The sequence below is a fragment of the Ensifer sp. LC384 genome (assembly GCF_001695865.1).
Lineage (GTDB): Bacteria > Pseudomonadota > Alphaproteobacteria > Rhizobiales > Rhizobiaceae > Ensifer.
The window spans coordinates 179,176-204,477 of record NZ_MBST01000089.1; the positions used below are offsets into that span (position 1 = coordinate 179,176).

Here is a 25,302-nt window from a genome sequence, read left to right on the forward strand (position 1 = left end):
TGGAGTTGGAATCGTGGTTCAGTATGTCGGTGTCGGCAACGTAATCGAGCTGGTCAAATCGATCGGCATTGAAACGTTCCTGTTGGGTCTTGCGGAATATATCGAAGACGATTTCCGCAGGTGGAACGCTTTTGAGAAAACCCCGCGGCTTGCGAGCCACTCGAAGACGGGCGTCATCGAACTGATGCCGACGTCCGACGGCGAGCATTACGGCTTCAAATACGTCAACGGCCACCCGAAGAACCCGAATGTCGGACTTCAGACGGTGACCGCCTTCGGTGTTCTCTCGGATGTCAGCACGGGTTATCCCTGTCTCGTCTCCGAGATGACGATCATGACCGGTCTGCGCACCGCCGCGACCTCGGCGCTGGCGGCAAAATACCTCGCTCGCCCCGATGCCCGCTCGATGGCGATCATCGGTCTTGGAGCGCAATCTGAATTCCAGGCGCTGGCGTTCCGAGCATTGCTCGGCATCAAGCGTCTGCAGGTTTTCGACATCGACATCGAAGCGGCGGACAAGTTCCAGAAGAACCTCGCCGATATGGATTTCGACATCGTCGTCGCCAAAACGGCCGAAGAGGCTGTCGCCGGAGCCGATATCATCACGACGGTGACGGCCGACAAACGCAACGCGACGATCCTTTCCGACAACATGGTCGGCGCCGGCGTGCACATTAATGCCGTTGGCGGCGACTGCCCCGGCAAGACCGAACTGCAGGGCGACATCCTGCGTCGCGCCGACGTTTTTGTCGAATATCCGGAGCAGACCCGGATCGAAGGCGAAATCCAGCAGATGGCGCCGGACTTTCCGGTCATCGAGCTCTGGCGGGTGATTGCCGGCGAGGCGGAAGGGCGCCGCTCGAGCTCCCAGATCACCATCTTCGATTCCGTCGGCTTTGCCACCGAAGACTTTTCGGCGCTGCGCTTCCTTCGCGACAGGATCCAGGGCACGGCGTTCTACACCGAACTCGACCTGACGACGCAGCCGGAGCATCCGCGCGACCTCTACGGTCTGTTCAGGCAGCCGGTCGTCGTTGCCGAGCGGAGCGTTGCCTGAGATGAAGAGACTGTCCGTACAGGCGCCCAAGGGCGTCGTGATGATCCGTCCGCACCATTTCGGCCCGAACCCGATGACGGCCAAGGACAATGCCTTTCAGTCGACCGACGAGGCGCGCCAGCCCTCGGCGATTGCAACGGCCGCCTTCGACGAAGTGACGCGCATGGCCGACGGTCTGGCGGCTGCCGGTGTTGCGGTCCACCTGTTCGAGGACGAGACGGTGACGCGTCCGGATTCGGTGTTTCCCAACAACTGGTTCTCCACCCATTCCGGCGGACATGTGGCGATCTATCCGATGTATTCGGAAAGCCGTCAGAGCGAGCGCCGTTCCGACGTCATCGAGATGCTCAAGAACGAGTACCGCGTCCAGGACGTGATCGACTATTCCGGCCTGGAAAAGGACGGCGTCTACCTTGAAGGCACCGGCGCCATGGTGCTCGACCATATCGGTCGCGTCGCTTACGCGGCGCGATCGAACCGCACCAACGAGGTGGCGCTGGAGCGCTTCTGCACCCACTTCAATTTCGAGCCGATGGTTTTTGGCGCGGTCGATCGCCATGGCAACTCGATCTATCACACCAATGTGCTGATGTGCATCGGGACGGATTTTGCGCTGATCGGCACCAGCATGATCCCCGACGCCGCACGGCGGCAGGAGATTTGCGCGCGGCTGGAAGAAACCGGCCGGCAGGTCATCGATCTCACGATCGATCAGATCGAGAACTTTGCCGGCAACGCCATCGAACTCGACGGCGCCGATGGACGTGTCGTCGTGATGTCGGCGCGGGCGCTTGCATCGCTCCGCCCGGATCAGATCAAGGCGCTTGAAACTTCCGCCCGCGTGCTCGCCTTCGACGTGCCGACCATCGAGCTTGCCGGCGGCTCTGTGCGCTGCATGCTCGCCGGCGTGCATTTGTCGCGCAGAGAACCAGCCGGTACGCAAAAGCTTTACGCCGCCACATCCGATCGATAGAAGCACCTCATCCAAGCCAAAGGTCCTACAAATGTCGCAAGCACGCCCCGTCTACTCTTTCAACAACATCATCGTCCGCACGCCGTCGACCACCGTCGTCAATGGCCTGCGTGCCGACGACCGTGGCAATCCGACCTATGAGGGCGTGAAGGCCGAGCACGACGCCTATATCCAGGCGATGAAGGATGCGGGCGTGAAGGTCACCGTTCTTCCGGCGCTGGAAGCCTTCCCGGATTCGATCTTCGTCGAAGATCCGGCGCTGGTCTTCACCGAAGGCGCGATCCTGCTGCGCCCGGGTGCTGCGACCCGCGTCAAGGAAACCATCGAGATCGAGCCGACCCTTCGCAACATGTTCGAGACGGTTCTCGACCTGCCGGGCATTGGTCTTGCCGACGGCGGCGACGTGCTGACGACTCGTGAAAGCGTGATGATTGGTCTTTCGGCCCGCACCGACAAGGTCGGCGCCGAAGCGCTGCAGGCCTGCCTCGACAAGCTCGGCCGCAAGAGCGAGATCGTCGCGACACCCGAAGGCGTGCTGCACTTCAAGACCGATTGCTCGCTTCTCGACGAGGAAACGGTGCTTTCGACTGCTCGTCTCGCCAAGTCGGGTGTGTTCGACCGCTTCAAGCAGGTCATCATTCCGGAAGGCGAAGAGCCGGCGGCCAACGCGCTGCGCGTCAACGATGTCGTCATGGTTGGCTCCGACTTCCCGCGCACGATCGAGATGCTCGACAAGCTCGGCTACAAGGTCGCACCGCTGAAGACCACCGAAATCGGCAAGATCGATGCAGGCCTGTCCTGCATGTCGCTGCGCTGGTTCAGCAACACGCTCTGATTCAGACACATATTCGCGGAGGAAATATCATGAGAACGTTCAAGTCGGCCCTGTTCGCAGGGATCGCCCTTTCCATGGCGGCGAGCGCCGCTTTCGCCGAGGACACGATGCGCCTGGGCATGACGCCCGAGCCCTACATGCCCTTCACGCAGGTCAACGCCGGCGGCGAATGGGAGGGCCTCGAGGCCGACCTGTCCCGCGCACTCTGCGAAAAGATGGCGGTGAAGTGCGACATCAACCAGATGGCGTGGGACGGCCTTATCCCGTCGCTGAAGGAAAACAAGGTCGATTTCATCATCGGCGCGTTCTCTATCACCGATGAGCGCCGTAAGGTCGTAGACTTCTCGACGCCCTATTACACCGAGGGCACGTCCTTCGTCGGTCTCAAGTCCGACACCAGCGAGATCAAGACGATCGATGCGGCTGATGGTACCGGCCAGATCATCGATCCGGCCAGCGTCGAGGGCAAGATCATCGGCGTCCAGACCTCGAGTGTGCAGTCGGCCTATGTCGCCAAGTATCTGCCGGGCGCTGAGGCGAAGAGCTACGATACCGCCGACAATTCCGTCGCCGATCTGGTCGCCGGTCGCGTCGACTACGTTCTGATCCCCGACCTCTACATCCAGACGTTCCTGAAGTCGCCCGACGGCGCGGACTACGAGGTCAAGGTCGTCGTACCGAAGAACGTCGTTCTCGGCGAAGGCGTTGCCTATGCGGTGCGCAAGGGTGACGCAGCAGCCCTCGACAAGGTCAATGCCGGCCTGGCCGCCTTGGAAAAGGACGGCCAGATCCAGACGCTCGTCGACAAGTGGATCTTCGGCAAGAAGTAGTCACGGACTTTTTCGAGGGCGTCGGGGCCGAGCCCCTTCGCCCTCGATGGCCAAACGGACCGCAGCGTCCGGGGCATCATCGCAGCCTTTGGCTGACGACACCAATCGGGAACAGGTAACGACGGATGGACTATTACTGGCAATTGCTTGCCTGGGGCGGCGAGGGCTGGGGCGACGATTTCGCCTGGGGCCTGGTGATGACGCTGCAGGTGTCCGTGGTCGCCTATGCGGTCGCGGTCGTCTTCGGGCTGCTGGGTGCCGCCGGAAAGCTGTCGAAGCACCGCTTGCCGCGCCTGCTGGCCGATATCTACACCACCGTCGTGCGTTCGCTTCCCGAACTGCTGGTCATCCTGCTTCTCTATTTCTCGGTGGCAAGCGGCGCTGAACGGCTGCTGAAGCATTTAGGTCTCGTCGCCGAGACGTTCCAGTTCAGCTCGTTCTGGGCGGCCATCATCGCGCTCGCCTTCGTCTCCGGCGCCTTCATGACGGAAGTGCTGCGTTCGGCCTTCCTTGCTGTTCCGCCGGGACAGATCGAGGCAGCGGTTTCGATCGGCATGCGGCCGCGCAAGGTCCTTAGCCGTATCGTGCTGCCGCAGATGATGCGCCACGCCGTGCCTGGCATGGGCAATCTCTGGCTTTCCATCACCAAGGAAAGCGCCATCATCAGCGTGCTCGGCTCGTTCAGCGAACTGCTCTATACCGGCTACCGCGCTGCCGCAGGCACCAAGCAATACATCTTCTTCTACGGGTTGACGGCCGTCCTGTTCCTTTTGATCACGCTCGTCTCAGCCTTGGTGATCGCTCAGATCGAACGCCGCCTGAACCGGGGGCACCATTGATGGAAACGATCTCCAACGTTATCGGCTTCCTGCCGGCGCTCATCAAGGCAACCCCGCTGACGCTGCTGTTGACGGCCGTCGCCGGTGTCTTCGGCCTGGTCATCGGCACGCTTGTCGCGCTCGCGCGGCTTTCGACTCGCCGCATCCTGTCGATGCCGGCCTATGTCTTCACCTTCGCGTTTCGCGGCACGCCGCTGCTCGTGCAGATCTATCTCGTCTATTACGGCCTCGGGCAGATCCTGCCGGGAACCTGGGTTCGCCACAGCTTCCTGTGGCCGTATCTTCGTGACGGCCTGTGGTATGCGATCTTCGCGCTCAGCCTCAATCAGGCGGCCTACAACGCGGAAGTGATCCGCGGTGCGATCAAGGCGATCCCGCGCGGGCAGATCGAGGCGGCCAAGTCGATCGGCATGCGGTCGTCGCTGATCCTCCGGCGCATCACGCTGCCGCAGGCGTTGCGTTCCTGCTTGCCGGTTCTGACGGGCGATCTCATCATCCTGCTGAAGACGACCTCGCTTGCCTCGACAATCACCATTCTCGAGGTCATGGGCACCGCACGCATGCTGCAGCGCCAGTCGCTTTTGATATTCGAGCCGTTGATCGCGGCCGGCATCATTTATTTCACCGTGGTCTTCATCCTGACGCGGGTGATGAACGTCGTCGAAAAGCGGCTGACCCGCTACCGCACGGCGAAGGCATAAGCACAAGGCGCGCAATCGCGCCATGGGAGGAACGACGATGGTCGCAACCGCACTGTCTGTGAAGAACATCCACAAGAGCTTCGGCTCGGTCGAGGTGCTCAAGGGCGTTTCGTTCGAAGCAAAATCCGGTGACGTCATTTCGCTGATCGGCAGCAGCGGCTCGGGCAAAAGCACGCTGCTGCGCTGCATCAACTATCTCGAGACGCCCGACGAGGGCGAAATCTCGGTGTCGGGCGAAGTGATCCGGACGTTGAAGGGCAAGGACGGCAAGCTCGTTGCCGCCGACAAGCGGCAGCTCGAGCATATCCGCACCCGCCTCGGCATGGTGTTCCAGAGCTTCAATCTCTGGTCCCACAAGACCATTCTCGAAAACATCATCGAAGGTCCGATGCATGTGCTTGGCATGACGCGCAAGGATGCCGTCGGCGAGGCGGAGGTGCTGATGGAGAAGGTCGGCATCACGCCGAAGCGCGATCACTATCCCAACCAGCTCTCCGGCGGTCAGCAGCAGCGCGCGGCGATCGCGCGCGCTTTGGCGATGAAGCCCGATGTCATGCTCTTTGACGAACCGACCTCGGCACTGGACCCGGAACTCGTCAACGAGGTGCTGCTGGTCATCAAGAAACTGGCGGAGGAGGGGCGCACCATGGTGATGGTGACGCACGAAATGTCGCTGGCACGTGACATCTCCAGCGAAGTGATCTTCCTTCACAAGGGGCTGGTCGAGGAACGCGGTGCCCCGTCGCAGGTCATGCGTGACCCGAAATCGGCGCGCCTGCGCCAGTTCCTGCAGATGGCTTGAGGAGAGAACCATGCGCGACGCGATCCTATCTGAATTCCTGCCCGAACTCGTCAATATCCGCCACAAGCTGCACGAGATGCCGGAAATCGGCCTGTCCGAAGTGAAGACCTCGGACTTCGTTGCCGGCCTGCTGCAGTCCTGGGGTTTCGAGGTGACGCGCGGATTGGCGGCGACCGGCATCGTCGCGACACTGAAGCGTGGCAACAGCAACCGCTCGATCGGCTTCCGTGCCGATATGGACGCGCTGCCGATGCAGGAGGAAACCGGGCTTTCCTATCAGAGCAAACATCCCGGCACGATGCATGCCTGTGGTCATGACGGTCACACGAGCATGCTGCTCGGTGCTGCCTGGGCACTGTCGCGGGATGCGAGTTTTAACGGAACCGTGCACCTGATCTTCCAGCCGGCCGAAGAAAATTTCGGCGGCGGCAAGCTGATGATCGAAGATGGCCTGTTCAAGCACTTTCCCTGCGAACGCGTCTTTGCGCTTCACAACTGGCCGGGTCTGCCGGTCGGCACTTTCTCGACGCGTGCGGGTGCCATGGCAGCCTCGATCGACGTGCTGACGCTGACGATCAAGGGCAAGGGCGGCCATGGGGCGCAGCCGGAGCTGACCGTCGATCCTGTCGTCGTCGGCTCAAGCATCGTCATGGCGCTGCAGACGCTCGTGTCGCGCAACGTCTCGCCGCACCAGCCCTCGGTGGTGACCGTCGGTTCGTTTCAATCGGGCTCGGCATCGAACATCATCCCCGACACGGCAGTGCTGGAGATCAGCATGCGGGCCACCGACCCGGTAGTGCGAAAGCAGTTGCAGGAGCGTGTCGAGCAGATCGCCCGTTTCCAGGCGCAGAGTTTCAATGCCGATGTCACCTTTGGCTGGCAGGTCGGCTATCCCGCGACCATCAACGATGCGGATGCCGTCGACCAGGCGCGCGCGGTGATCAGCGAGAAGTTTGGCGAGGACACGTTTGTCGAGCTCGCCCAGCCGCTGATGGGCAGCGAGGACTTTTCCTTCCTGCTGGAGGAGGTCCCGGGTGCCTATGTGCTGATCGGCAATGGCGATACGAGCGGGCTTCACACCACGCGCTACGACTTCAACGACGACATCCTCGAGCGCGGTGCGATGTATTTCTACCATCTCGCACGCTCTGCGCTGGTGTGAATGCAGACCTGACGGTCGGCCTTCCGACCGTCAGCTTGCCGGCGTGAGGTCCCCGAAGACCGTCGGGATGAGCTCCGACACCGTCGGGTGAATGTGCATCGCGTGAGTGATCGTGGTGTAGGGCTTCTTGGCGTACATGACGTCGAGAATGCTCTGAACCGCCTCGTCGCCGCCGGTGCCCAGGATCGACGCACCGAGGATTTCCTTGCTGTCGGCGTCGACGACCACCTTCATGAACCCTTCGGTTTCACCCTTCTCGACCGCACGGCCGACGCGGGTCATCGGCCGCCTACCGACGGCGATGTTTCGGCCAGTCTTGCGCGCGTCGGTCTCGCTCATGCCGGCACGCCCGAGCGGCGGATCGATATAGAGCGCGTAGGTGGAGATGCGGTCGCTCACCCGCCGCGGCTCGCCGTCAAGCAGGTTGGCGGCCACGATCTCGAAGTCGTTATAGGCCGTGTGCGTGAAGGCGCCGCGACCGTTGCAGTCGCCCATGGCAAAGATATGCGGCACGCTTGTGCGCAAGGCATCATCAACCTCGACATAGCCGCGCGCATCGGTCTTCACGCCGGCCTTGTCGAGCCCAAGATCGTCGGTGTTCGGCTGGCGACCGGTCGCAAGCAGCAAATGCGAGCCGATGACCTCGGGCGCGCCGGAGGTACAGTCGACGCCGGCGACGACATCCGCGCCTTGTCTGGTGAAACGGATGCATTCGGCATTGAGCCGAAACCGGATGCCCTCCTTATCGAGGATCGCAAGAACGGCATCGCAGACGTCAGGGTCTTCGCGCGCAATAAGCCTCGGGCCTTTCTCGATCACCGTCACCTCGGAGCCGAAGCGGCGGAACATCTGTGCAAATTCAAGGCCAATGTAGCTGCCGCCGACGATGACGAGATGCCTGGGAAGAACGTCGAGGTCCAACATCGACACATTGGTGAGGAACGGCACGTCGCCGGCCCCCGGAAAGTCCGGCGTTGCCGCCCGCCCGCCGGTGTTCAGAAAGATCTGGTCGGCGCTGAGGCTTTCCTCGCCGACCTGGATCGTGTGCGGGTCCTCAAATCGGGCATGGCCTTCAAAGACGGTGCAGTTTTCCATTCCCTTGAGCCAGTTTTCGACGCCCGAACGGGCGTCGGTACGCACCTTGTCCTTTCGTGCCATGACGCGCTTGAAATCGACAGAAACCGGGCCGGTCGTCACGCCGAAGTCGGCGCCGCGGCGTGCCATGTGCACGGCATAGGCGCTGGCGACCATCGCCTTGGTCGGCATGCAGCCGGTGTTGACGCAGGTGCCGCCGAAGAGTTTGCGCTCGATAAGCGCGACCGCCTTGCCGGCTGCGGCCAGGCGACCGGCCAGTGACGGTCCGGCCTGGCCGGCGCCAATGATGATGGCGTCGAAATGTTTCTTCATAGCACCGAGGACACCACCCAGAGTGCGAGCAGCACCGCAACGACGTCCTCGATCAGGGCGATAGGCAGATCCCTGCCGCCAATGGCTGCGACCAGCCGCTTGCGCGCCTCATAGCCGCCAAGCGTACCGATCACTGCGCCGATGATGCCGGCAATCAAACCGCCGATCAGCGAGCCGCCGGCAGTGCCAAGGACGGCACCGCAAAAACCGCCGCTGACGATGCGTGTGCCGAACTGCTGCGGCACCTTGCGGCTCGGCGTGCTCGGCAGCTGGTCGGTGACGAACTCGACCAGGGCCAGGAGCCCGAAGATATAGGGTGTGAAGCGGAGGCCCATGAAGGTTGCCCAGGTGCCCGAAAGCGGCAGCCAGCCGGCGGCAGCGGCAATACTGACGGCGGCCGGTGCTGTCATGGCGCGAAGGCCGGCGACCACGCCGATAAGAAGCGCGAGAAGATAGATCGACATCAATTCCCCGAACGTTCGCCGGGCGAACCCGCGCCGCCAGCCCCCAAGCGGTTCGGATCGAGCGGCATCGCAACCAAGAGTGAAAGCGGATGTTTCTGGCGGGCCTCAATCAGAGTGACCGACAACGCTGCCGATTGCAACGCCCAATCGCCTGTCGTTTCATGCAGTAGTCGATGCTTTCGATGGCTTCACTCGATGTTGAAATTTTCGCGCGCCGCACTCTCTGCGTGCAGCTCTATTTTTCGTCGAAGACTGACATATATGGAATGGCTTGCCCGGACGACGCGAATATTCCGTGGTCAAACTGCGGGACTGAATTTCGAGGGAGAACTCCATGCGCCTGACCAAACTGCTTATCGGGACAGCCTTTGCCTTCACGCTCACCGCAGCGGCCGCCAACGCCGACGTTGTGGTGTCCTCGAAGATCGATACGGAGGGCGGTGTGCTCGGCAACATCATCCTGGCCGTATTGAATGCCAATGATATCAAGACGGTGGACCGGGTGCAGCTCGGTGCAACGCCGGTGGTGCGCAAGGCGATTGCCGCCGGCGAGATCGACATCTATCCGGAATACACCGGCAATGCTGCCTTCTTCTTCGAAAAGGCGGATGACCCGATCTGGAAGGACGCGGCGAAGGCCTACGAGGCCGCCAAGAAGCTCGACTATGATGCCAACAAGATCGTCTGGCTGACGCCGTCGCCCGCCAACAATACCTGGGCTATCGGGTTGCGCAAGGATGTGGCCGAAGCCAACAATTTGAAGACGCTGTCTGATTTCGGCAAATATGTCGCTGGCGGCGGAAATGTCGTGCTCGCGGCATCGTCCGAGTTCGTCAACTCGGCCGCAGCGCTTCCCGCATTCCAGACGACCTACGCCTTCACGCTGAAGCCGGAACAACTCATCACCCTTTCCGGTGGCGACACCGCGGCGACGATCGCTGCGGCGGCCAACCAGACGAATGGCGCCAATGCCGCGATGGTCTACGGAACCGATGGTGGTATCGCGCCCTCCGGCCTCGTGGTCCTCGAGGACGACAAGGCAGTGCAGCCGGTCTACCAGCCGGCCCCGATCATTCGCGAGGCGGTGCTGAAGGAGAACCCTCAGATCGAGACCCTGCTGAAGCCGGTTTTCGAGAAACTCGACCTGGTGACGCTTCAGGAACTGAATGGCCGCGTCCAGGTCGGCGGCGAGCCGGCCAAGACGGTTGCCGAAGACTTCCTGAAGAAGAACGGCTTCCTGAAATAGGTTGACGCAAAGGTTCGACGCTGGTCGGATGCGCTCATCCGGCCAGCGTTTTCTTTTCTGAGCGTAGAACAACCAGGGTCCGTCGAGCGGAAGCCGGGCGAGAAAAAGGGATCTGATGCAGCTCCGCGTGGACAAGCTTGGCGTGATCATTGCCGCACTTGCCGCATACGGCGCATTCCTGGCGCCTTTCGCGACCTTTCGCGCCAATCGCATCGTCGCTGGCGAGGTGAGGTCGATCAGCGAAGCCCTGCCGCCGGTGTGGGCCACTGTTATTCTTCTCTTCGTCATTGCTGCAGCAATTGTCGCCGCTCTGAAAACGCCAAGCCCGCTGCGCCTTGCCATCGCTTTTTCGACAATCGCTGCGCTGGCGCTGGGCATTGGTGCTGCCGCCGGCCACCTGACGCCACCCGAAAACAGCTATGCTCGCGTTTCACCGGCTTCCGGGTTCTGGGTCCTGCTTTTCGCGCTCGGTCTGCTGGCCGCCGACGCCTTGACCCGGTTGCGGCCGTCGCCGTTGGTGCGGGTTCTGTTCCTTTGCGGCGTGCTCGGTTTTGTCGCCGCGCTCCTGATGTCCGGCACCTGGGACGGTCTGTCGCTCCTCAAGGAATACGCCAGCCGGGCCGAGACCTTCTGGGCCGAGGCCGGCAAGCATGTGATGCTCGCCTTGGGCTCGCTTGCTGCCGCAACCATCATTGGCATTCCGGTCGGCGTTCTCTGCCATCGCGTCCCGCGCCTGCGCGACGGCCTACTCGGCGTCTTGAATGCGATCCAGACGATCCCGTCGATCGCGCTTTTCGGCATTTTGATCGCGCCGCTTGGCTGGCTCGCGATCCACGTGCCAGGGGCCGCCGCCATCGGTATCCGCGGGATCGGCGCGGCTCCGGCCTTCGTCGCCCTCTTCCTCTATTCGCTTCTGCCTGTGGTCGCCAATACCGTGGTTGGGCTTGCCGGAGTGCCGAGAGAGGCCAACGATGCGGCACGCGGCATCGGCATGACGGATTTCCAGCGCCTCGCCGGCATCGAATTTCCGCTGGCCTTCCCGGTCATTCTCACCGGCATTCGCATCGTCCTCGTTCAGAACATCGGACTTGCGACGATCGCGGCGCTGATCGGTGGCGGCGGTTTCGGCGTTTTCGTTTTCCAGGGCGTCGGGCAGACGGCGATGGATCTGGTGCTGCTCGGGGCGGTTCCGACCGTCGTCCTGGCGTTCACGGCCGCAATCGTCCTCGATGCCTTGATCGAGATGGCCACACCAAACCGCAACCAGGTGCAAAGCGCATGATCGAGATTGAAGGCATCACCAAGCGCTATGGCGAAACCACGGTCGTCAGCGATGTCAGCCTGACGATTGCACCACGCACGGTTACTGTCATCGTCGGCACGTCCGGCTCCGGCAAGACGACACTGCTCAGGATGATCAATCGCCTGGTCGAACCGACATCGGGCACGATCAGGCTCGACGACGAGGACAACCGGTCGCTGCCGGGCTACGAGCTGCGCCGGCGGATCGGCTATGCGATCCAGGGTCACGGCCTGTTTCCGCATCGAACCGTCGCGCAGAACATTGCCACCGTGCCGACGCTGCTCGGCTGGGACCGCGCCCGCATCGACGCGAAGGTCGCCGAGCTGCTGACGCTGTTTCAGCTCGATCCGGCGGCGTTCGGCCCGCGCTATCCGCACGAACTTTCCGGCGGCCAGCAGCAGCGCGTCGGCGTTGCCCGCGCGCTTGCGGCAGAGCCGAAGGTGCTGTTGATGGATGAACCCTTCGGCGCACTCGATCCGATCATTCGCGCCAAGGCTCAGGACGATCTGCTGGCGATCCAGAAGCATTTCGAGACGACCATCGTCCTTGTCACGCACGACATGGAGGAGGCCTTCCATCTGGCCGACCGGATCGCCGTCATGGACAAGGGCGAAGTGGTGCAATACGCAACGCCGGCCGAGATGCTCGTAAGACCGGCGACGGCTTTCGTCGAGAGCCTGATCGGGGCCGGTGAACGCCCGTTTCGGCTGCTGGCGATCGAACCCGTCGCGACTGCCGTCGAACCCGGTACGGCGGAGGGAAAGGCGATTTCGAGTGCCGCCAGCCAGCGCGAGGCCTTGTCGACGCTGCTCTGGTCCGGCCGCAAGGCTCTTCCCGTCGTTGGCCCCGATGGTGTTCTCATTGGCAAGGTCAGCCTTGATGGTCTGGCGCAGCGTGCCGCGGGACGATCGTGATGCTGCGTCTTCCCAACCTGTTTCGACTGCTCGCTCTTGCAGCTCTGATCGCTTTCCTGGTTCAGCCGCAATGGTTCGAGCCGCTGCTGCGGCCGCTGGTGCAGGAGAACGCGCCGGCAATCTATAATCAGGGCAGCCTGCTGCAACTGACGCTGCTTCATCTGCGCACAGTCGCGATTGCAACGGCTGGCGCGACGGTAGTTGCGCTGGCGCTGGCGATCCTGGTGACGCGAACATCGGGCGCCGAATTCCTGCCGCTTTCGCGCAGCCTTGTGAACATCGGCCAGACATTTCCGCCGGTCGCCGTGCTGGCGCTCGCGGTGCCGATCTTCGGTTTCGGCGAAAAGCCGACGCTCATCGCGCTCTTCCTCTACGGTCTGCTGCCGATCTTCGAGAACGCCCTGACCGGGCTGACGACCTTGCCGCAATCGACAATGGAGGCGGCGCGGGGCACCGGCATGACCGGTCGCCAGCGGCTCCTGAAAATCGAACTGCCTCTGGCGATGCCGGTGATCCTCGCCGGCATCCGGCTCTCCGTCGTCATCAGCCTGGCAACCGCGACGATCGGCTCGACGGTGGCGGCAAGAACGCTCGGTGAAGTGATCATCGCCGGCCTCCAGTCGAACAACCTTGCCTTCGTTGTCCAGGGCGGCCTCATCGTTGCGGTGCTCGCAGTGCTGATCCACGATGCCCTGCAGGCGGCTGAACGAAGCCTCGGTTCCCGGATGGGGCGATAGGGCCTTTCCAGGAAAGGTGCGAAACGGCTTTCCGCCAGAAATTACGAAAAACAAAGAAATTGAGCGCTTCTACGACTCGGTTCAAGACGGAAACGCTCCAGTTTCGCCGCCCATCCATTCTGCCGCCATCGGCGCGCGTTGCGTGCCGAGGCCGCATTGGTCTGGACCGCTTTCCCCCTGTTGTAGCGTGAATGGGTTACCTCCCTTTTGGGTTGTGGCGTGATTCTCAGCATTTCCGGGGTTTATGAAAATGAATTTCACAATTTTACAAAATACGCGGATTTGGGTTGACGACCTGAAAAAACTGCACCAGTCTGCGAAAATAAATTACGCCATAAGGCAAGGGAACAGTGCGAGCATGAAAGTCGGGATAATCGGACTCGGATTCCGCCTGGGATATCTGGGCTACGTTTTCAAAGCCATGGATGAGAACTTCGAGATCGCCGGATACGTCGATCCGAATCCGGCTGGACTGCCGAGCCTGACGGAAAAAGGCATCTCCGCCGGCACGGCCTATGCGACGCCTGAAGAACTGATCGCCAACGAGAAGCTCGACCTCTTGATGATCGGTTCGCCGAACCATATGCACCTCGATCATATCCGGACCGGGCTTGAAGCCGGTCTCAAGGTGTTCAGCGAAAAGCCGATCGTGACGACGGTCCAGGAAAGCCTGGAGCTTGCGCAACTGATGGCGAAGTTCGGCCATGAGCGCCTGATGGTCGGCCTCGTGCTGCGCTATGCGCCGATGTACCGCGACCTGCGCGCCGCCCTTGCCGAAGGAAAGCTCGGCCAGGTCGTCTCGATCGAGGCATCCGAACATATCGAACCCTACCACGGCGCCTTCTTCATGCGTGACTGGCGCCGCTACGAGCGCTATTCCGGCAGTTTCATGCTGGAGAAATGCTGCCACGACCTTGATCTCTACAACGGCGTTATCGGTGCGAGGCCGGAACGCGTTGCCAGCTTCGGCGGGCGCAAGAGCTTTATTCCCGCCAACGACCCCGCACGCGAGGGCATCAACGACCTCGAACTCTTCCATCGCAAGCTGAGCGGCTGGATGGGATCCGACAAGGTGTTCGACAGCGACGGCGACATCATCGACTATCAGGTCGCCATCGTCGAATACGCCAACGGCGTCGGCATGAACTTCCATACCAATCTCAATGTGCCGGACCAATTCCGCCGCTTCTGCATCATGGGATCGCGCGGCATGGCCGAGGGCGACTTCATCCGCGGCTATTTCGACGTGCACGAGATGCTGACCGGCAAGAAGGTGATCGAGAACAAATACGCGGCCACCGAACTGTCGCAGCACTACGGCGCCGATGAGCAGATGGCGACCGATATCATCGGCCATGTGCGCGACGGAAGACCGCTGCCGGTCTCGACCATCGATGCGCTCGAAGCGGGCATCCTCGCATTGTCGATGGACGAGGCACGGCGCAAGCGAAGCGTGATCGATCTGCGGCCGATCTGGGATCGTTTCGACGAAGCCTTGCATTCGCGCGCGGCTTGAGGGGAGTAGCGGGATGAGTGTTCAACGCAGCACGGTCATCTTCGCCTGGATCCTGCTCTTGCCCGCCGTGCTCTATGTCACGGTCATCGTCGCCTATCCCCTTGTCGACACCTTCATCCTGTCGTTCACCGACGCGTCGCTGAAGAAGACGACGAATTGGGTCGGCTGGGCCAACTACGACAAGATCTTCAACGAGACCTTTGCCGAAGTCATCTTCCGCACCTTCATCTGGACCTTCTTCTCGGTCTCGATCAAAATGATCATCGGTGTCTTCGGCGCGACGATGCTGAATGCGGCCGTGCCCGGCCGTGCGCTCTTCCGCCTGCTCACCATGCCGCCGTGGATCGTGCCGATGGCCATCGGCATCTTCATGTGGGGCTGGATGTACAACGGCCAGTTCGGCATGATTTCCGGCGTGCTGCAGAACTGGGGGCTCATCGACGGACCGATCGCTTTCCTTGCACGCGGCGAGACGGCCTTTTGGGCGACGATCATCACCGACGTCTGGATCGGCGTGCCGCTGGTCACGCTCTATATGCTGGCTGCGATGCAGGCGATCCCGCAGGACCTCTATGAGGCGGCCTGGACGGACGGGGCAGGGCGCTTCTATCGCTTCCGCCGCATCACGCTGCCGCTACTGGTGCCTTCGCTGATCACCATGTCGATGCTGTCGCTGATCGCCACCTTCAATTCCTTCGATATCATCTGGATCCTCACCCAGGGCGGGCCGAATGGCGAGACCACCACGATGATCATCGATACCTACCGGACCGCCATCGGGTCGAAGAAATACGGGGAGGGTGCTGCGCGCGCCGTGCTGATCTGCATCTTCTTGTCGATCTTCTGCTTTGCCTATTTCCGGGTCACCAGTCGCCTCGCTGCGGGGGAACAGAAATGAGCCAGCCTGCCATGATCAACCGCTATCGCTGGTATGAGCTCGTCGCCATCTATGCCGGCATCCTTGTCTTCCTTGGCTTCATCCTGGCGCCATTCGTCGAGGGGTTCCTGGTATCGTTGAAGCCGCTCGGGCTTCTGTTTTCCTCGCCTTACCGCTTCTGGCCCGAAAACGGCTCCTTCGCCGCTTACTACACCATGTGGGAGAGCGTGCCCGGTTTTGCCCGATACATCTTCAACTCCTTCTTCATCTCCACCATCGTGACGGCCATCGTGCTGATACTGGTCATTCCGGCCGCCTATGCCTTTGCCCGGTTCAACTTCCGCGGCAGCGGCGCGCTGCTCGGTGCGTTTCTCGCGGTCAACATGTTCTCCGGCGCCGTGCTGCTCATACCGTTGTTCCGGCTGATGCGCAGCTTCGGCGTGCTCAACACCTATCTCGCCATGATTATGCCCGGCGTCGCCTTCCTTATTCCATCGGCGATCTGGCTGTTGCGCACCTATATGATGCGCATCCCGCGCGAGCTGGACGAGGCCGCTTTTGTCGACGGCGCGAGCCATTTCTATACGTTGCGCCGGGTGATCCTGCCGATTGCCATGCCGGGTATCACCGTGGTGGCGATCACCACCTTCATCGGCGCCTATGCCCAGCAATTCATCTACGCTCTGACTTTCAATTCCAAGACCGAATACATGCCGCTACCGGTTGGGCTCTTCGCCTATTTCGGTCGCCAGGAGGTGATCTGGAACGAGCTCATGGCGGCGAGCTTCGTCGGCATCGCGCCGGCAGTCGTCGTGATCTTCCTCCTACAACGGTATCTCGTCAGCGGGCTGACCGCAGGCGCGGTGAAACAATAAAACCAATCAACCACCAGAGAACGGGAGCTTCCAACGTGTCAATTCAACTCAAGACAGGGGTACTCGCCCTGGCCCTGCTCGGTTCGACCGCGCTTGGCGCCGTCACCGCCCAAGCGGCCGACCAGGAGATCAGCTGGATCTACTGCGGCGACGTGATGGACCCGGTTCACGAGAAGTATATCAAGCAGTGGGAGGAAAAGAATCCCGGCTGGGACGTCGCGCCGGAAGTGGTCGGCTGGGCCCAGTGCCAGGACAAGGCCACCACGCTTGCCGCCGCCGGCACACCGGTTGCCATGGCCTATGTCGGTTCGCGCACGCTGAAGGAGTTCGCGCAGAACGATCTCATCGTTCCCGTGCCAATGACGGACGAGGAAAAGAAGACGTACTACCCCAACATCGTCGACACGGTGACCTTCGACGACAACCAGTGGGGCGTTCCGGTGGCCTTCTCGACCAAGGCGCTCTATTGGAACAAGGACCTGTTCAAGCAGGCTGGTCTTGATCCCGAGACACCGCCGAAGACCTGGGCCGAAGAGATCGAGTTTGCCAAGGCGATCAAGGAAAAGACCGGTATCGCCGGTTACGGCCTTCCGGCCAAGACCTTCGACAACACGATGCACCAGTTCATGCACTGGGTGTACACCAACAACGGCAAGGTGATCGACGGCGACAAGATCGTCATCGACAGCCCGGAAGTTCTTGCTGCGCTCCAGGCCTACAAGGACATCACTCCCTATTCCGTCGAAGGCGCGACCGCCTACGAACAGAACGAGGTCCGCGCCATCTTCCTCGACGGCAAGGTCGGCATGATTCAAGGAGGGTCGGGCGCCGCCGTGCGCCTGAAGGAAACCAAGGTCAACTGGGGCGTTGCGCCACTGCCGCTCGGCCCCTCGGCCAAGGGCGAGGGAACGCTGCTCATTACCGACAGCCTGGCGATCTTCAAGGGCTCGGGCGTCGAGGAGAAGGCGACAGAATTCGCCAAGTTCATCACCTCGCCGGGTCCGCAGGGCGAATATGAGCTGCAGGGCGGCGCCGGCCTGACGCCGCTGCGTCCGTCGCCGATGGTCGACGAATTCGTCAAGAAGGATCCCTATTGGAAGCCGTTCATCGACGGCATCTCCTTCGGTGGTCCGGAGCCGCTCTTCAATGATTACAAGGGCTTCCAGAACGTCATTATCGAGATGGTTCAGGCGGTGGTGACCGGCAAGGCCGAACCGGCCGACGCCCTGAAGAAGGCGGCTTCCGACCTCGAAGAGTACAAGTAAGATCATCGGGCCGCGGATCCTTGGGTTCGCGGCCCAAACCAATCCGCTACGAACGGGCCGCTTCTCGCCGGTGGCCGGAGACAGTTTCTTGGGACAGCTCAATCTCAACAGGGTTCAGAAATTCTACGGGACGTTCGAGGTGCTGAAAGGCATCGAGCTCGAAGTCAAAAACGGTGAGTTCGTCGTTTTCGTCGGACCCTCCGGTTGCGGCAAGTCGACATTGCTCAGGATGATAGCCGGTCTCGATGAGACCAGCTCGGGGGACATCCTGATCGATGACAAGCGCGTCAACGACCTGCCGCCGGTCAAGCGCGGGATCGCCATGGTCTTCCAGTCCTACGCGCTCTACCCGCACATGACCGTCTTCGAGAACATTGCCTTTCCACTTCGCGTGGAAAAGATGGCGGAAGAGAAACTGAAGGCCAAGGTGGAGCACGCAGCCCGCATTCTCCATCTCGACCAGCGGCTGCAGCAAAAGCCGGGAATGCTGTCCGGCGGCCAGCGCCAACGGGTGGCGATCGGCCGGGCGATCGTGCGCGAGCCGAAGATCTTTCTCTTCGACGAGCCACTGTCGAACCTCGACGCGGCGCTGCGCGCCGACATGCGCATTGAGCTGGCGAAACTTCACCGGCAATTGCGGGCCACGATGATCTACGTCACGCACGACCAGGTCGAAGCGATGACGATGGCGGACCGGATCGTCGTCCTCAATGCCGGTGAAATCGCCCAGACAGGCGCGCCGCTCGAACTCTACCACAAGCCTGCCAACATCTTCGTCGCCGGCTTCATCGGTAATCCGAAGATGAACTTCCTGCCGGTCACCTGCAAAGGTGTCAGCGATGCCGGCATGGAGGTCGACTACAAGGGCCAGACCGCTGTCGTCCCGGTCAGGCCGCATGGTGGCCTGGTCGGGCGGACATTGACGCTGGGCGTCCGGCCTGAGCACATTCTGCTCGGAGCCGGCGACCTGTCGCTGAAGGTCACGCCAACGGTGATCGAACGCCTCGGCGCCCATACGGTCGCCTATGCCGCCATCAATGGCGAAGGGGAAAACTACTGCGCGATGCTGCCGGGCACGGTGGCAATCCGCCCGGAAGAACAGGTGCTGACGGGCATTCGTGCCGCCGATTGCCACCTGTTCGATGAGGCAGGCAAGGCGCTTGAGCGGTGTGTCGAACTCACCGATATCGACATGGGCTTGCTCAATCCGGCTGCGGCCTGAGCATAGCCTCACCAATACAATCGGCCGCCGTCCATGATCAGGGCGGCGGCCGTTTTTGTCATTGGCAATAGAACAGGACCGGATTGGAAGGTCTTATCTGCCGGCGAGTGGGGCCGGCAGCGTCAGCCTGCCTCGGCTCACGCCGCTCCCTTTTCAAGGCCATGCGGGTCGGCAACCTTCGGCCAGATATTCCCGGATGCGCGGAGATAGGCGGTCTTGGCGGGATTGTTCGGATAGGGCGTTCCGGCCGAGCAATAGAGGATCTGCGCGGCGATCTTCGAGAAGGATGCGTAGAAGTGATTGGTCGACTTGATGACCAGGATGCTCTTTGCCTGCGGATCGACGCCCATCACCGAGAAGAGGCTGGGATCGAAGCTTTGCGCCCGTGTCGAATTCAGGATGATGTCGACGCCGCGATAGGAAATGAGGGCGGAGTCGCCAAAAGGTGCGAAGCTCTCGCCGAACTGCATCTCCGCATCGCGCACCAGCTTGATCACCTTGACGATGCCGTCGACCGGGTTGCCAGTCCCCGGTGCCGACTTGGCGCCAAACCGCAATGGAATTTCTGCCCCTTCGCCGGCGGCCATGCAGATCTGCACGGCCATCGGATCCCAGATCGTTCCGACGGCGGCATTGCTAGCGCCTTGTGCCAGCAATTCTTCGAGCAGCACTGTCGCGTCGCCCGCGGTTCCACCGCCCGGATTATCCCAGACATCGGCGATGACGATCGGGCCCTCGGTCGCGGCTAGCGCTTCGGCGACAGCCTGTTTCTCGTCGATCTGCGGCATGATGAAGGTTCCGCGTTTCGAAAAGAGCTCCAGCCCGAGGTCCCGTGCCAGGGCCTCGCCTTTCTCCGGTTTGCCGTTCGTCACGGCAAGCACCTTCGTTCCCATCTCGGGGACGTCGCCGGCCATGAAACCATGTACTACCGACAGCGACAGGACGTCGGGGTCCTCCGCCTCGATGCGCATCAGCTTGTCGACGAAGGAACGCATCGGTTCGCGCGACGTCGGGTAGACGTCGATCATGCGGCAGTCGAACACGGACATCACCGGCGTCACGCGGCCCTCCAGCGTATCGACGGCGATGCGCCAGAGATCCTCGGCCCGATCGACGAAGTCGGTGTGCGGAAACTCCTTGAAGAAGACGAAGAAGTTCGCCGCCGAAACGCGTTTTTGCGTCAGGTGGCTGTGCGGATCCAGCTCGGCGCAGACGAGCACGTCGGGGCCGACGATCTCGCGAATGCGGGTCAGAAGGTCGCCTTCGGTATCCTCGTAACCCGCAGCAACCATGGCGCCGTGCAGACCCATGACCACGGCATCGACCGGCAAAGCGGCGCGAAGTTGACCGAGGATTTCGTCGCGCAGGCTTTCATAGGTCTGGCGGTTGACGAGGCCGGCCGGATCCGCCCAACTGGCGGTGCCTTCGATCAGCGTCCAGCCTTTCTCCGCGGTAACGCGGCGGCCGACCGTGATCGGCGCCGTGCAGAGCGTCGGCGTCTCCGGATGCTCGCCCGGCGGCGCATAGAGCGACGCCTCGAAGGCGCGGCGATCTATGCAGATGGGGGAGAAGGTATTGGTTTCCGTCGCGAGCGCTGCTGTGAAGATCCGCAATGCCGTCGCCTTTTCTCGTGCGTCGCTTCTTAAGCCGGTCCCATCGGGTTAGGCAGGTAGCCGGTAAACCCGGAAATCTTCCAGCGCCCGTCGTGCAGACGGCAGTAATAGACGGTCTGCCACTTCATCACGTCGAAGCTGCCGTCCGACTTCTTCAAGCCGCCATCGAACTTCTTACGCGCGAGCGCGAAGTCGCCGTTGACCTCGATGTTCTCAAGCGTCGTCGTCGTGAAGATCGCCGCGCGGGTATCCTCGGCGAAGGAAAGGCCGGCGAAGTCTTTCGCCTGGCGCAGCCACTCGTCGCGATAGGCCGAAAGCGAGGGAAAAGTCAGGCGCCAATTGTCGGGATTGGTCTCGCGGCGTCCGTCGATGCCGATGAAGCCGTCTTCGACAAAATCACCGGCGACCATCGACCAGTCCGCAGAAAGAAAAGCGTCGATATCGCGCGGAACCAGCATCTCCCAGATGGCATGGCGCGCGGTGTCGGAAGAGGGGAACGGATTGAGGAAGGGATCCCGCATGTTTTCGCCCTAGATTGAAATTCTTTTCATGAATGGTGTTTTTCTCTGGTCAAATTCAGCTTTCTATGGTCACTTGTCAACGATCAAAGAAAATAATTTGCACGAAGGTACACATGACCATCAAACGGTATGGCACCGAGCAAGTCGGTGCGGGCGGTAAGCCATTGCCCTTTGCACGCGCGGTGGAGGCGGACGGTTGGCTGCATGTTTCCGGCCAGGTTGCCATGGAAAAGGGCGAGATCATCGAGGGCGGCATCATCCCTCAGACGCACAAGGCGATCGCCAATCTTCTGGCCATTCTGGAAGAGGCCGGATACGGTACCGAGCACGTGGTGCGTTGTGGGGTTTGGCTCGACGATCCGCGTGATTTCTGGACTTTCAACAAGGTCTATCAGGAGTATTTCGGTGCGCATCCACCGGCCCGGGCCTGCGTCCAGTCGGCGATGATGGTAGATTGCAAGGTCGAGATCGACTGTGTCGCCTACAAGCCGAAGGAAGGCTGATAGACCCTAAGGACATCAGCAGCCGATGGATATTTTCGCGACACTTCAGGAAGAAAAAGGCCGGCTCTCGCAATCCGAGAACCGCATAGCCGATATTCTTCTGAACGACTTCGAGTTCGCGGTGAATGCATCGATCATCGAGCTGGCCGGCAAGGCCGATGTCTCTCCTCCCACGGTCACACGCTTCTGTCGCCGGCTCGGCTGCGACAGCTTCTCCGACTTCAAGGTGCAGTTGGCGCGCACCGCCTATATCGGTATGCGCTACCTGAAGCCGGAGCCGAAGAGCCGGGAAACCGGCGATGTCGCCCAGGACATCATCACCAAGGCGCAGAATGCGCTGTTCCTCCTGCACCGTTCGCTTGACCTGGCGTCGATCGAGCAGGCGGTGGAGCGCATTGCGGCCGCAGAAATGATCTATGCCTTCGGCTCGGGCGGCAATTCTTCGATGATTGCCAGCGAGCTGCAGAACCGGCTCTTTCGCTACGGCCTGCGCGTTACCGCCAGTTCCGACCACAGCATGCAGCTGATGATGGCCGCCGCCGCCCGCCCGACGGATGTGCTGATCGGCTCATCCTTCTCCGGCCGCAACGCCGAGTTGGTGCGCGCTTTCACCCTGGCGCGCGAACTCAAGGTGCCGACGATTGCGCTGACCCAGAGCAACAGCCCGGTTGCGGCTGCCGCGACGATCACGGTTCCTGTCGATCTTCCCGAGGGCAACAACATCTATCGCCCCACTTCCACCCGCATCGCCTATCTGGCGCTGCTCGATATCCTCTCAAGTCTCGTTGCCTACCGGGTCCAGCCGCAGGCGACCGTCACACTTCGGCGCATCAAGCAACAGCTGGTCACCCACCGCGACGGTGACGACCGCCAGCTGCTGGGAGACTGACGTGCCGCGAAAGGTTCCCGCATGACGCAGTCTGTCGCCCTCGTCACCGGTGCAGCCGGCGATATCGGTCGCGCAATCGCCAGGCGCCTTGGCGAGGATCATGATGTCGTCCTGCTCGCCGATATCGACGGCGAAGCTGCCGTGAAGGCGGCGCAGGAGATCGGGGACGGCGCGCGTTTCATCCCGATTGCATGCGACGTGACGGACACCGAAAGCGTCGGCAAACTGGCCGCGACGGCGGGCGCGCAGGGTACCGTGCGCACCCTCGTCAACAATGCCGGCGCCGCCCGCGCCGTCAGCCTGCACGACACGACGCCGGATATCTGGCGGATGGACAATGCGCTGAACCTCGAAGCGGCCTTCCTGTGCTTCCGCGCAGTCGAAGACATGCTGAAGGAAAGCCGCGGCTCGGTGATCAACATCGCCTCCGTCAATGGCATGAATGTCTTCGGCCACCCCGCCTACAGCGTCGCCAAGGCTGGCCTCCTGCACCTGACGCGCCTGATCGCCGTCGAATACGGCAAGTTCGGCATTCGATCCAACGCCGTTGCACCAGGGACGGTTCGCACGCAGGCGTGGGAAGCGCGTGCCGCCGCCAATCCGCAGGTCTTCGAGGAAGCGCGCCGCTGGTATCCGCTGCAGCGCATCGTCAATCCCGAGGATGTCGCCAACGCCGTACACTTCCTCGCAGGTCCGATGGCGGCGGCGATTTCCGGCGTGTGCCTGCCGGTCGATTGCGGGCTGACCGCCGGCCAGGCCGAACTGGCGCGAACGTTCTCGCAATCAAGCCACTACTGACCGAAAGACTTCTGGGAGGAAGATCATGGCGCCCGTTTCCTATCGTCTCGAAGCGTCCTGGCAGCCGGATGGCGGTGCATTTGGCCGGTTCACCTTCACGCTCTTCAATTTTTCGCAAGCGCCGCTCACGGGCTTTCGGCTGGTCTATACCTCGCTGACGCGCGTCATCGTGCCGGAGGCCTGCGATAACGCCACGTTCCTGCGCCGCAACGCCAACTTTCACGAATTCGCGCCACCCGCCGGGCTGACGCTTGGCCCCGGCGAAAGCTGGACGTTCACGGTGAGTGGCCTGCATCGGCAGGCAAGGCACTGCACTGATGGTGCGAAGTCGGCCTACCTCACGCTTTCCAACGGCGAACATGTGCCGGTCGCCGTCTCCGATCTGCTGCTGGAGAATGCCGTCAGCGAGCCGCCGCCACCCCGACTGCCTCCGGGCAAGCTCGACCTGCCTTTTTCGATACAGCCATGGCCGGCGCAGATCGATGCCTGGGCCGGCGACAGCTTTCCTGTCGTGCTCTACCCTGCATCAGATGCGGCGCCTGACGATGTGGCCGCCGTCGCCAACGTGCTTGCGCTCTTTCACCGCCTGTTCTCGGCGGGTCACGCGCCCTTTAGCCTTGTCGCCTCCGGGCAGGGTAGGCCAATTGCTTTCACGAAGAGTGCAGCCCTCGCCCCCGAAGCCTACGAACTCGCATTCTCCACCAAGGAGATCCGCCTTGCCTATGGCGGTGCAGCCGGCCGGCAATACGCGCTGACGACCCTGGCGCAGCTCATGAACGGCGCGCGCACACATCCGGACCTGTTCCGCTTTCCGGCGCAGGGCACGATTTCCGATGCGCCGCGCTATGGCTGGCGCGGTTGTCATCTCGACGTATCGCGGCAATTTTATCCGACGTCGGACATTTCCCGCCTCATCGACATTCTTGCCTGGTTCAAGCTGAACATCTTCCATTGGCATCTGACCGACGACGAGGCCTGGCGGCTTGAGATCAAGGCGTTTCCGACGTTGACGACGCTCGGTGTCATGCGCGGTCCAAATGAACCTCTGTTGCCGCAACTCGGCAATGGCGCAGAGCCGGTCGGCGGGTTCTACAGCCATGCCGATGTGAAAGCCCTGGTCGCCCAAGCCGCGGCGCTTCACGTCGAGATCGTGCCGGAGATCGACATTCCCGGCCACAGCGCGGCCACGCTCGTTGCCTTGCCTGATCTGACGGACGGCCAGGAAGCGCCGGAGAGCTATCATTCGGTTCAGGGCTACCCGAACAATGCACTCAACCCGGCGATCGACTTTACCTACGATTTCCTCGAGAAGGTGTTCGACGAAATCGTCGAGCTGTTCCCGAGCCAGTACATCCATATCGGCGGCGACGAGGTTGCCAACGGTTCCTGGCTTGCCTCTCCGCTGGCGAAGAAATTGATGGAGAAGGAGGGCCTTTCCGGCACCTTCGCACTGCAATCCTTCTTCCTGAAGAGGGTCAAGCAGATGCTGACGGCCCGCGGCCGCAAGCTTGCCGGGTGGAACGAGGTCGCCCATGGCGGCGGCGTTGCGACCGAGGGCACGCTGCTTATGGCGTGGGAGCGGCCGGAGGTCGGCATCGACCTCGCGCGCGAAGGCTATGACGTCGTCATGACGCCCGGCCAGGCCTATTATCTCGACATGGCGCAGGCCGACGCCTGGCAGGAGCCAGGCGCGAGTTGGGCCGGGACGGCGACGCCGGCGCATACCTATGGCTACGAGGCCGAAGGCGAGTTTCCAGAAGAGCTGAAGGCCCGCATGAAGGGCGTACAGGCCTGCATCTGGTCGGAGCATTTCCTGTCGCGCGGCTATTTCAACCATCTTGTCTTCCCGCGACTTTGTGCGATCGCCGAAGCCGCATGGACCCCGAAATCCGCCAAGGACTGGCATCGCTTTGCCGCGATCGCACCCTTGAGCCCAAAACTGTGACAGGAGCT

At 61.8% G+C, this 25,302-nt stretch carries 25 protein-coding genes; 21 read left to right on the plus strand and 4 right to left on the minus strand.

The genetic code is table 11. The features are described 5' to 3' along the window. Positions 1-10 precede the first annotated feature (10 nt). From BC363_RS32725 to BC363_RS32760, 8 genes are all read left to right on the plus strand, one after another. Positions 11-1,057 carry an ornithine cyclodeaminase gene (locus BC363_RS32725; protein ID WP_065784328.1) on the plus strand — a complete coding sequence of 349 codons (1,047 nt, stop codon included), beginning with the start codon at positions 11-13 and terminating at the stop codon, positions 1,055-1,057. Position 1,058: 1 nt separating this feature from the next. Beyond that, positions 1,059-2,030, plus strand: a complete 972-nt coding sequence (locus BC363_RS32730) for an arginine deiminase-related protein (RefSeq protein WP_065784329.1) — start codon at positions 1,059-1,061, stop codon at positions 2,028-2,030. Positions 2,031-2,061: 31 nt separating this feature from the next. Beyond that, on the plus strand, positions 2,062-2,865 hold the full coding sequence (locus tag BC363_RS36175; protein ID WP_065784330.1) for an arginine deiminase family protein: 804 nt from the start codon (positions 2,062-2,064) through the stop codon (positions 2,863-2,865). A gap of 29 nt (positions 2,866-2,894) precedes the next feature. Further along, positions 2,895-3,695 carry a transporter substrate-binding domain-containing protein gene (locus BC363_RS32740; protein WP_065784331.1) on the plus strand — a complete coding sequence of 267 codons (801 nt, stop codon included), beginning with the start codon at positions 2,895-2,897 and terminating at the stop codon, positions 3,693-3,695. 125 nt (positions 3,696-3,820) lie between these two features. Beyond that, the gene (locus BC363_RS32745; protein WP_065784332.1) at positions 3,821-4,534 is read left to right on the plus strand and encodes an ABC transporter permease subunit; all 714 of its coding nucleotides are present in this window, start codon (positions 3,821-3,823) and stop codon (positions 4,532-4,534) included. Beyond that, positions 4,534-5,235: an ABC transporter permease subunit gene (locus BC363_RS32750; protein WP_065784333.1), complete on the plus strand. Its 702-nt coding sequence runs from the start codon at positions 4,534-4,536 to the stop codon at positions 5,233-5,235. The genes BC363_RS32745 and BC363_RS32750 overlap by 1 nt, the downstream gene beginning before the upstream one ends. A gap of 37 nt (positions 5,236-5,272) precedes the next feature. Beyond that, a complete protein-coding gene (locus BC363_RS32755; RefSeq protein ID WP_025428643.1) occupies positions 5,273-6,037 on the plus strand; it encodes an ATP-binding cassette domain-containing protein in 765 nt (254 codons plus the stop codon). 10 nt (positions 6,038-6,047) lie between these two features. Then, a complete protein-coding gene (locus tag BC363_RS32760; RefSeq protein ID WP_065784334.1) occupies positions 6,048-7,199 on the plus strand; it encodes a M20 aminoacylase family protein in 1,152 nt (383 codons plus the stop codon). A gap of 30 nt (positions 7,200-7,229) precedes the next feature. Here the strand turns inward: BC363_RS32760 and BC363_RS32765 are convergent, their stop codons facing one another. Next, the gene (locus tag BC363_RS32765) at positions 7,230-8,606 is read right to left on the minus strand and encodes an FAD-containing oxidoreductase (RefSeq protein ID WP_065784335.1); all 1,377 of its coding nucleotides are present in this window, start codon (positions 8,604-8,606) and stop codon (positions 7,230-7,232) included. Then, positions 8,603-9,070, minus strand: coding sequence for a DUF4126 domain-containing protein (locus tag BC363_RS32770; RefSeq protein ID WP_065784336.1), 468 nt, complete (start codon positions 9,068-9,070; stop codon positions 8,603-8,605). Before BC363_RS32770 ends, BC363_RS32765 begins: the two co-directional genes overlap by 4 nt. Positions 9,071-9,404: 334 nt before the next feature. Between BC363_RS32770 and BC363_RS32775 the strand changes: the two genes are divergently transcribed. From BC363_RS32775 to ugpC, 9 genes are all read left to right on the plus strand, one after another. Further along, the gene (locus BC363_RS32775; RefSeq protein WP_065784337.1) at positions 9,405-10,316 is read left to right on the plus strand and encodes an ABC transporter substrate-binding protein; all 912 of its coding nucleotides are present in this window, start codon (positions 9,405-9,407) and stop codon (positions 10,314-10,316) included. Positions 10,317-10,431: 115 nt separating this feature from the next. Beyond that, entirely contained in the window at positions 10,432-11,598 is a 1,167-nt protein-coding gene (locus tag BC363_RS32780) for an ABC transporter permease (protein WP_065784338.1), read from the plus strand. Then, complete coding sequence (locus tag BC363_RS32785; RefSeq protein WP_065784339.1) at positions 11,595-12,533, plus strand: ABC transporter ATP-binding protein; 939 nt, start codon at positions 11,595-11,597, stop codon at positions 12,531-12,533. The genes BC363_RS32780 and BC363_RS32785 overlap by 4 nt, the downstream gene beginning before the upstream one ends. Further along, entirely contained in the window at positions 12,533-13,270 is a 738-nt protein-coding gene (locus tag BC363_RS32790) for an ABC transporter permease (protein WP_065784340.1), read from the plus strand. Before BC363_RS32785 ends, BC363_RS32790 begins: the two co-directional genes overlap by 1 nt. A gap of 358 nt (positions 13,271-13,628) precedes the next feature. After that, complete coding sequence (locus BC363_RS32795; protein WP_065784341.1) at positions 13,629-14,786, plus strand: Gfo/Idh/MocA family oxidoreductase; 1,158 nt, start codon at positions 13,629-13,631, stop codon at positions 14,784-14,786. Positions 14,787-14,799: 13 nt separating this feature from the next. Then, positions 14,800-15,684, plus strand: a complete 885-nt coding sequence (locus tag BC363_RS32800; RefSeq protein WP_065784342.1) for a sugar ABC transporter permease — start codon at positions 14,800-14,802, stop codon at positions 15,682-15,684. Further along, on the plus strand, positions 15,681-16,538 hold the full coding sequence (locus BC363_RS32805; RefSeq protein WP_065784343.1) for a carbohydrate ABC transporter permease: 858 nt from the start codon (positions 15,681-15,683) through the stop codon (positions 16,536-16,538). The genes BC363_RS32800 and BC363_RS32805 overlap by 4 nt, the downstream gene beginning before the upstream one ends. A gap of 35 nt (positions 16,539-16,573) precedes the next feature. Further along, a complete protein-coding gene (locus BC363_RS32810) occupies positions 16,574-17,803 on the plus strand; it encodes an ABC transporter substrate-binding protein (RefSeq protein ID WP_065784344.1) in 1,230 nt (409 codons plus the stop codon). 88 nt (positions 17,804-17,891) lie between these two features. Continuing rightward, positions 17,892-19,025, plus strand: coding sequence for a sn-glycerol-3-phosphate ABC transporter ATP-binding protein UgpC (ugpC, locus tag BC363_RS32815; protein WP_065784345.1), 1,134 nt, complete (start codon positions 17,892-17,894; stop codon positions 19,023-19,025). Positions 19,026-19,162: 137 nt separating this feature from the next. On the opposite strand, the gene BC363_RS32820 is transcribed toward ugpC, so the two are convergent. Together BC363_RS32820 and BC363_RS32825 are read right to left on the minus strand one after the other, a co-directional pair. After that, positions 19,163-20,638 (minus strand): M81 family metallopeptidase, encoded by a 1,476-nt coding sequence (locus tag BC363_RS32820; protein ID WP_065784346.1) that lies wholly within the window; start codon positions 20,636-20,638, stop codon positions 19,163-19,165. A gap of 29 nt (positions 20,639-20,667) precedes the next feature. After that, the gene (locus BC363_RS32825; protein ID WP_065784347.1) at positions 20,668-21,159 is read right to left on the minus strand and encodes a hypothetical protein; all 492 of its coding nucleotides are present in this window, start codon (positions 21,157-21,159) and stop codon (positions 20,668-20,670) included. Positions 21,160-21,272: 113 nt separating this feature from the next. Here BC363_RS32825 and BC363_RS32830 point away from each other — a divergent pair, with 113 nt between their 5' ends. From BC363_RS32830 to BC363_RS32845, 4 genes are read left to right on the plus strand one after another with little or no spacing between them, the layout of a single operon-like run. Beyond that, entirely contained in the window at positions 21,273-21,662 is a 390-nt protein-coding gene (locus BC363_RS32830) for a RidA family protein (RefSeq protein WP_065784348.1), read from the plus strand. A 25-nt stretch (positions 21,663-21,687) separates the two neighbouring features. Further along, entirely contained in the window at positions 21,688-22,551 is an 864-nt protein-coding gene (locus BC363_RS32835) for a MurR/RpiR family transcriptional regulator (RefSeq protein WP_053248998.1), read from the plus strand. Positions 22,552-22,572: 21 nt separating this feature from the next. Beyond that, a complete protein-coding gene (locus BC363_RS32840) occupies positions 22,573-23,349 on the plus strand; it encodes an SDR family oxidoreductase (RefSeq protein ID WP_065784349.1) in 777 nt (258 codons plus the stop codon). Between the two features lie 25 nt (positions 23,350-23,374). Beyond that, on the plus strand, positions 23,375-25,294 hold the full coding sequence (locus BC363_RS32845; protein WP_065784350.1) for a beta-N-acetylhexosaminidase: 1,920 nt from the start codon (positions 23,375-23,377) through the stop codon (positions 25,292-25,294). The last annotated feature ends 8 nt before the right edge of the window (positions 25,295-25,302 follow it).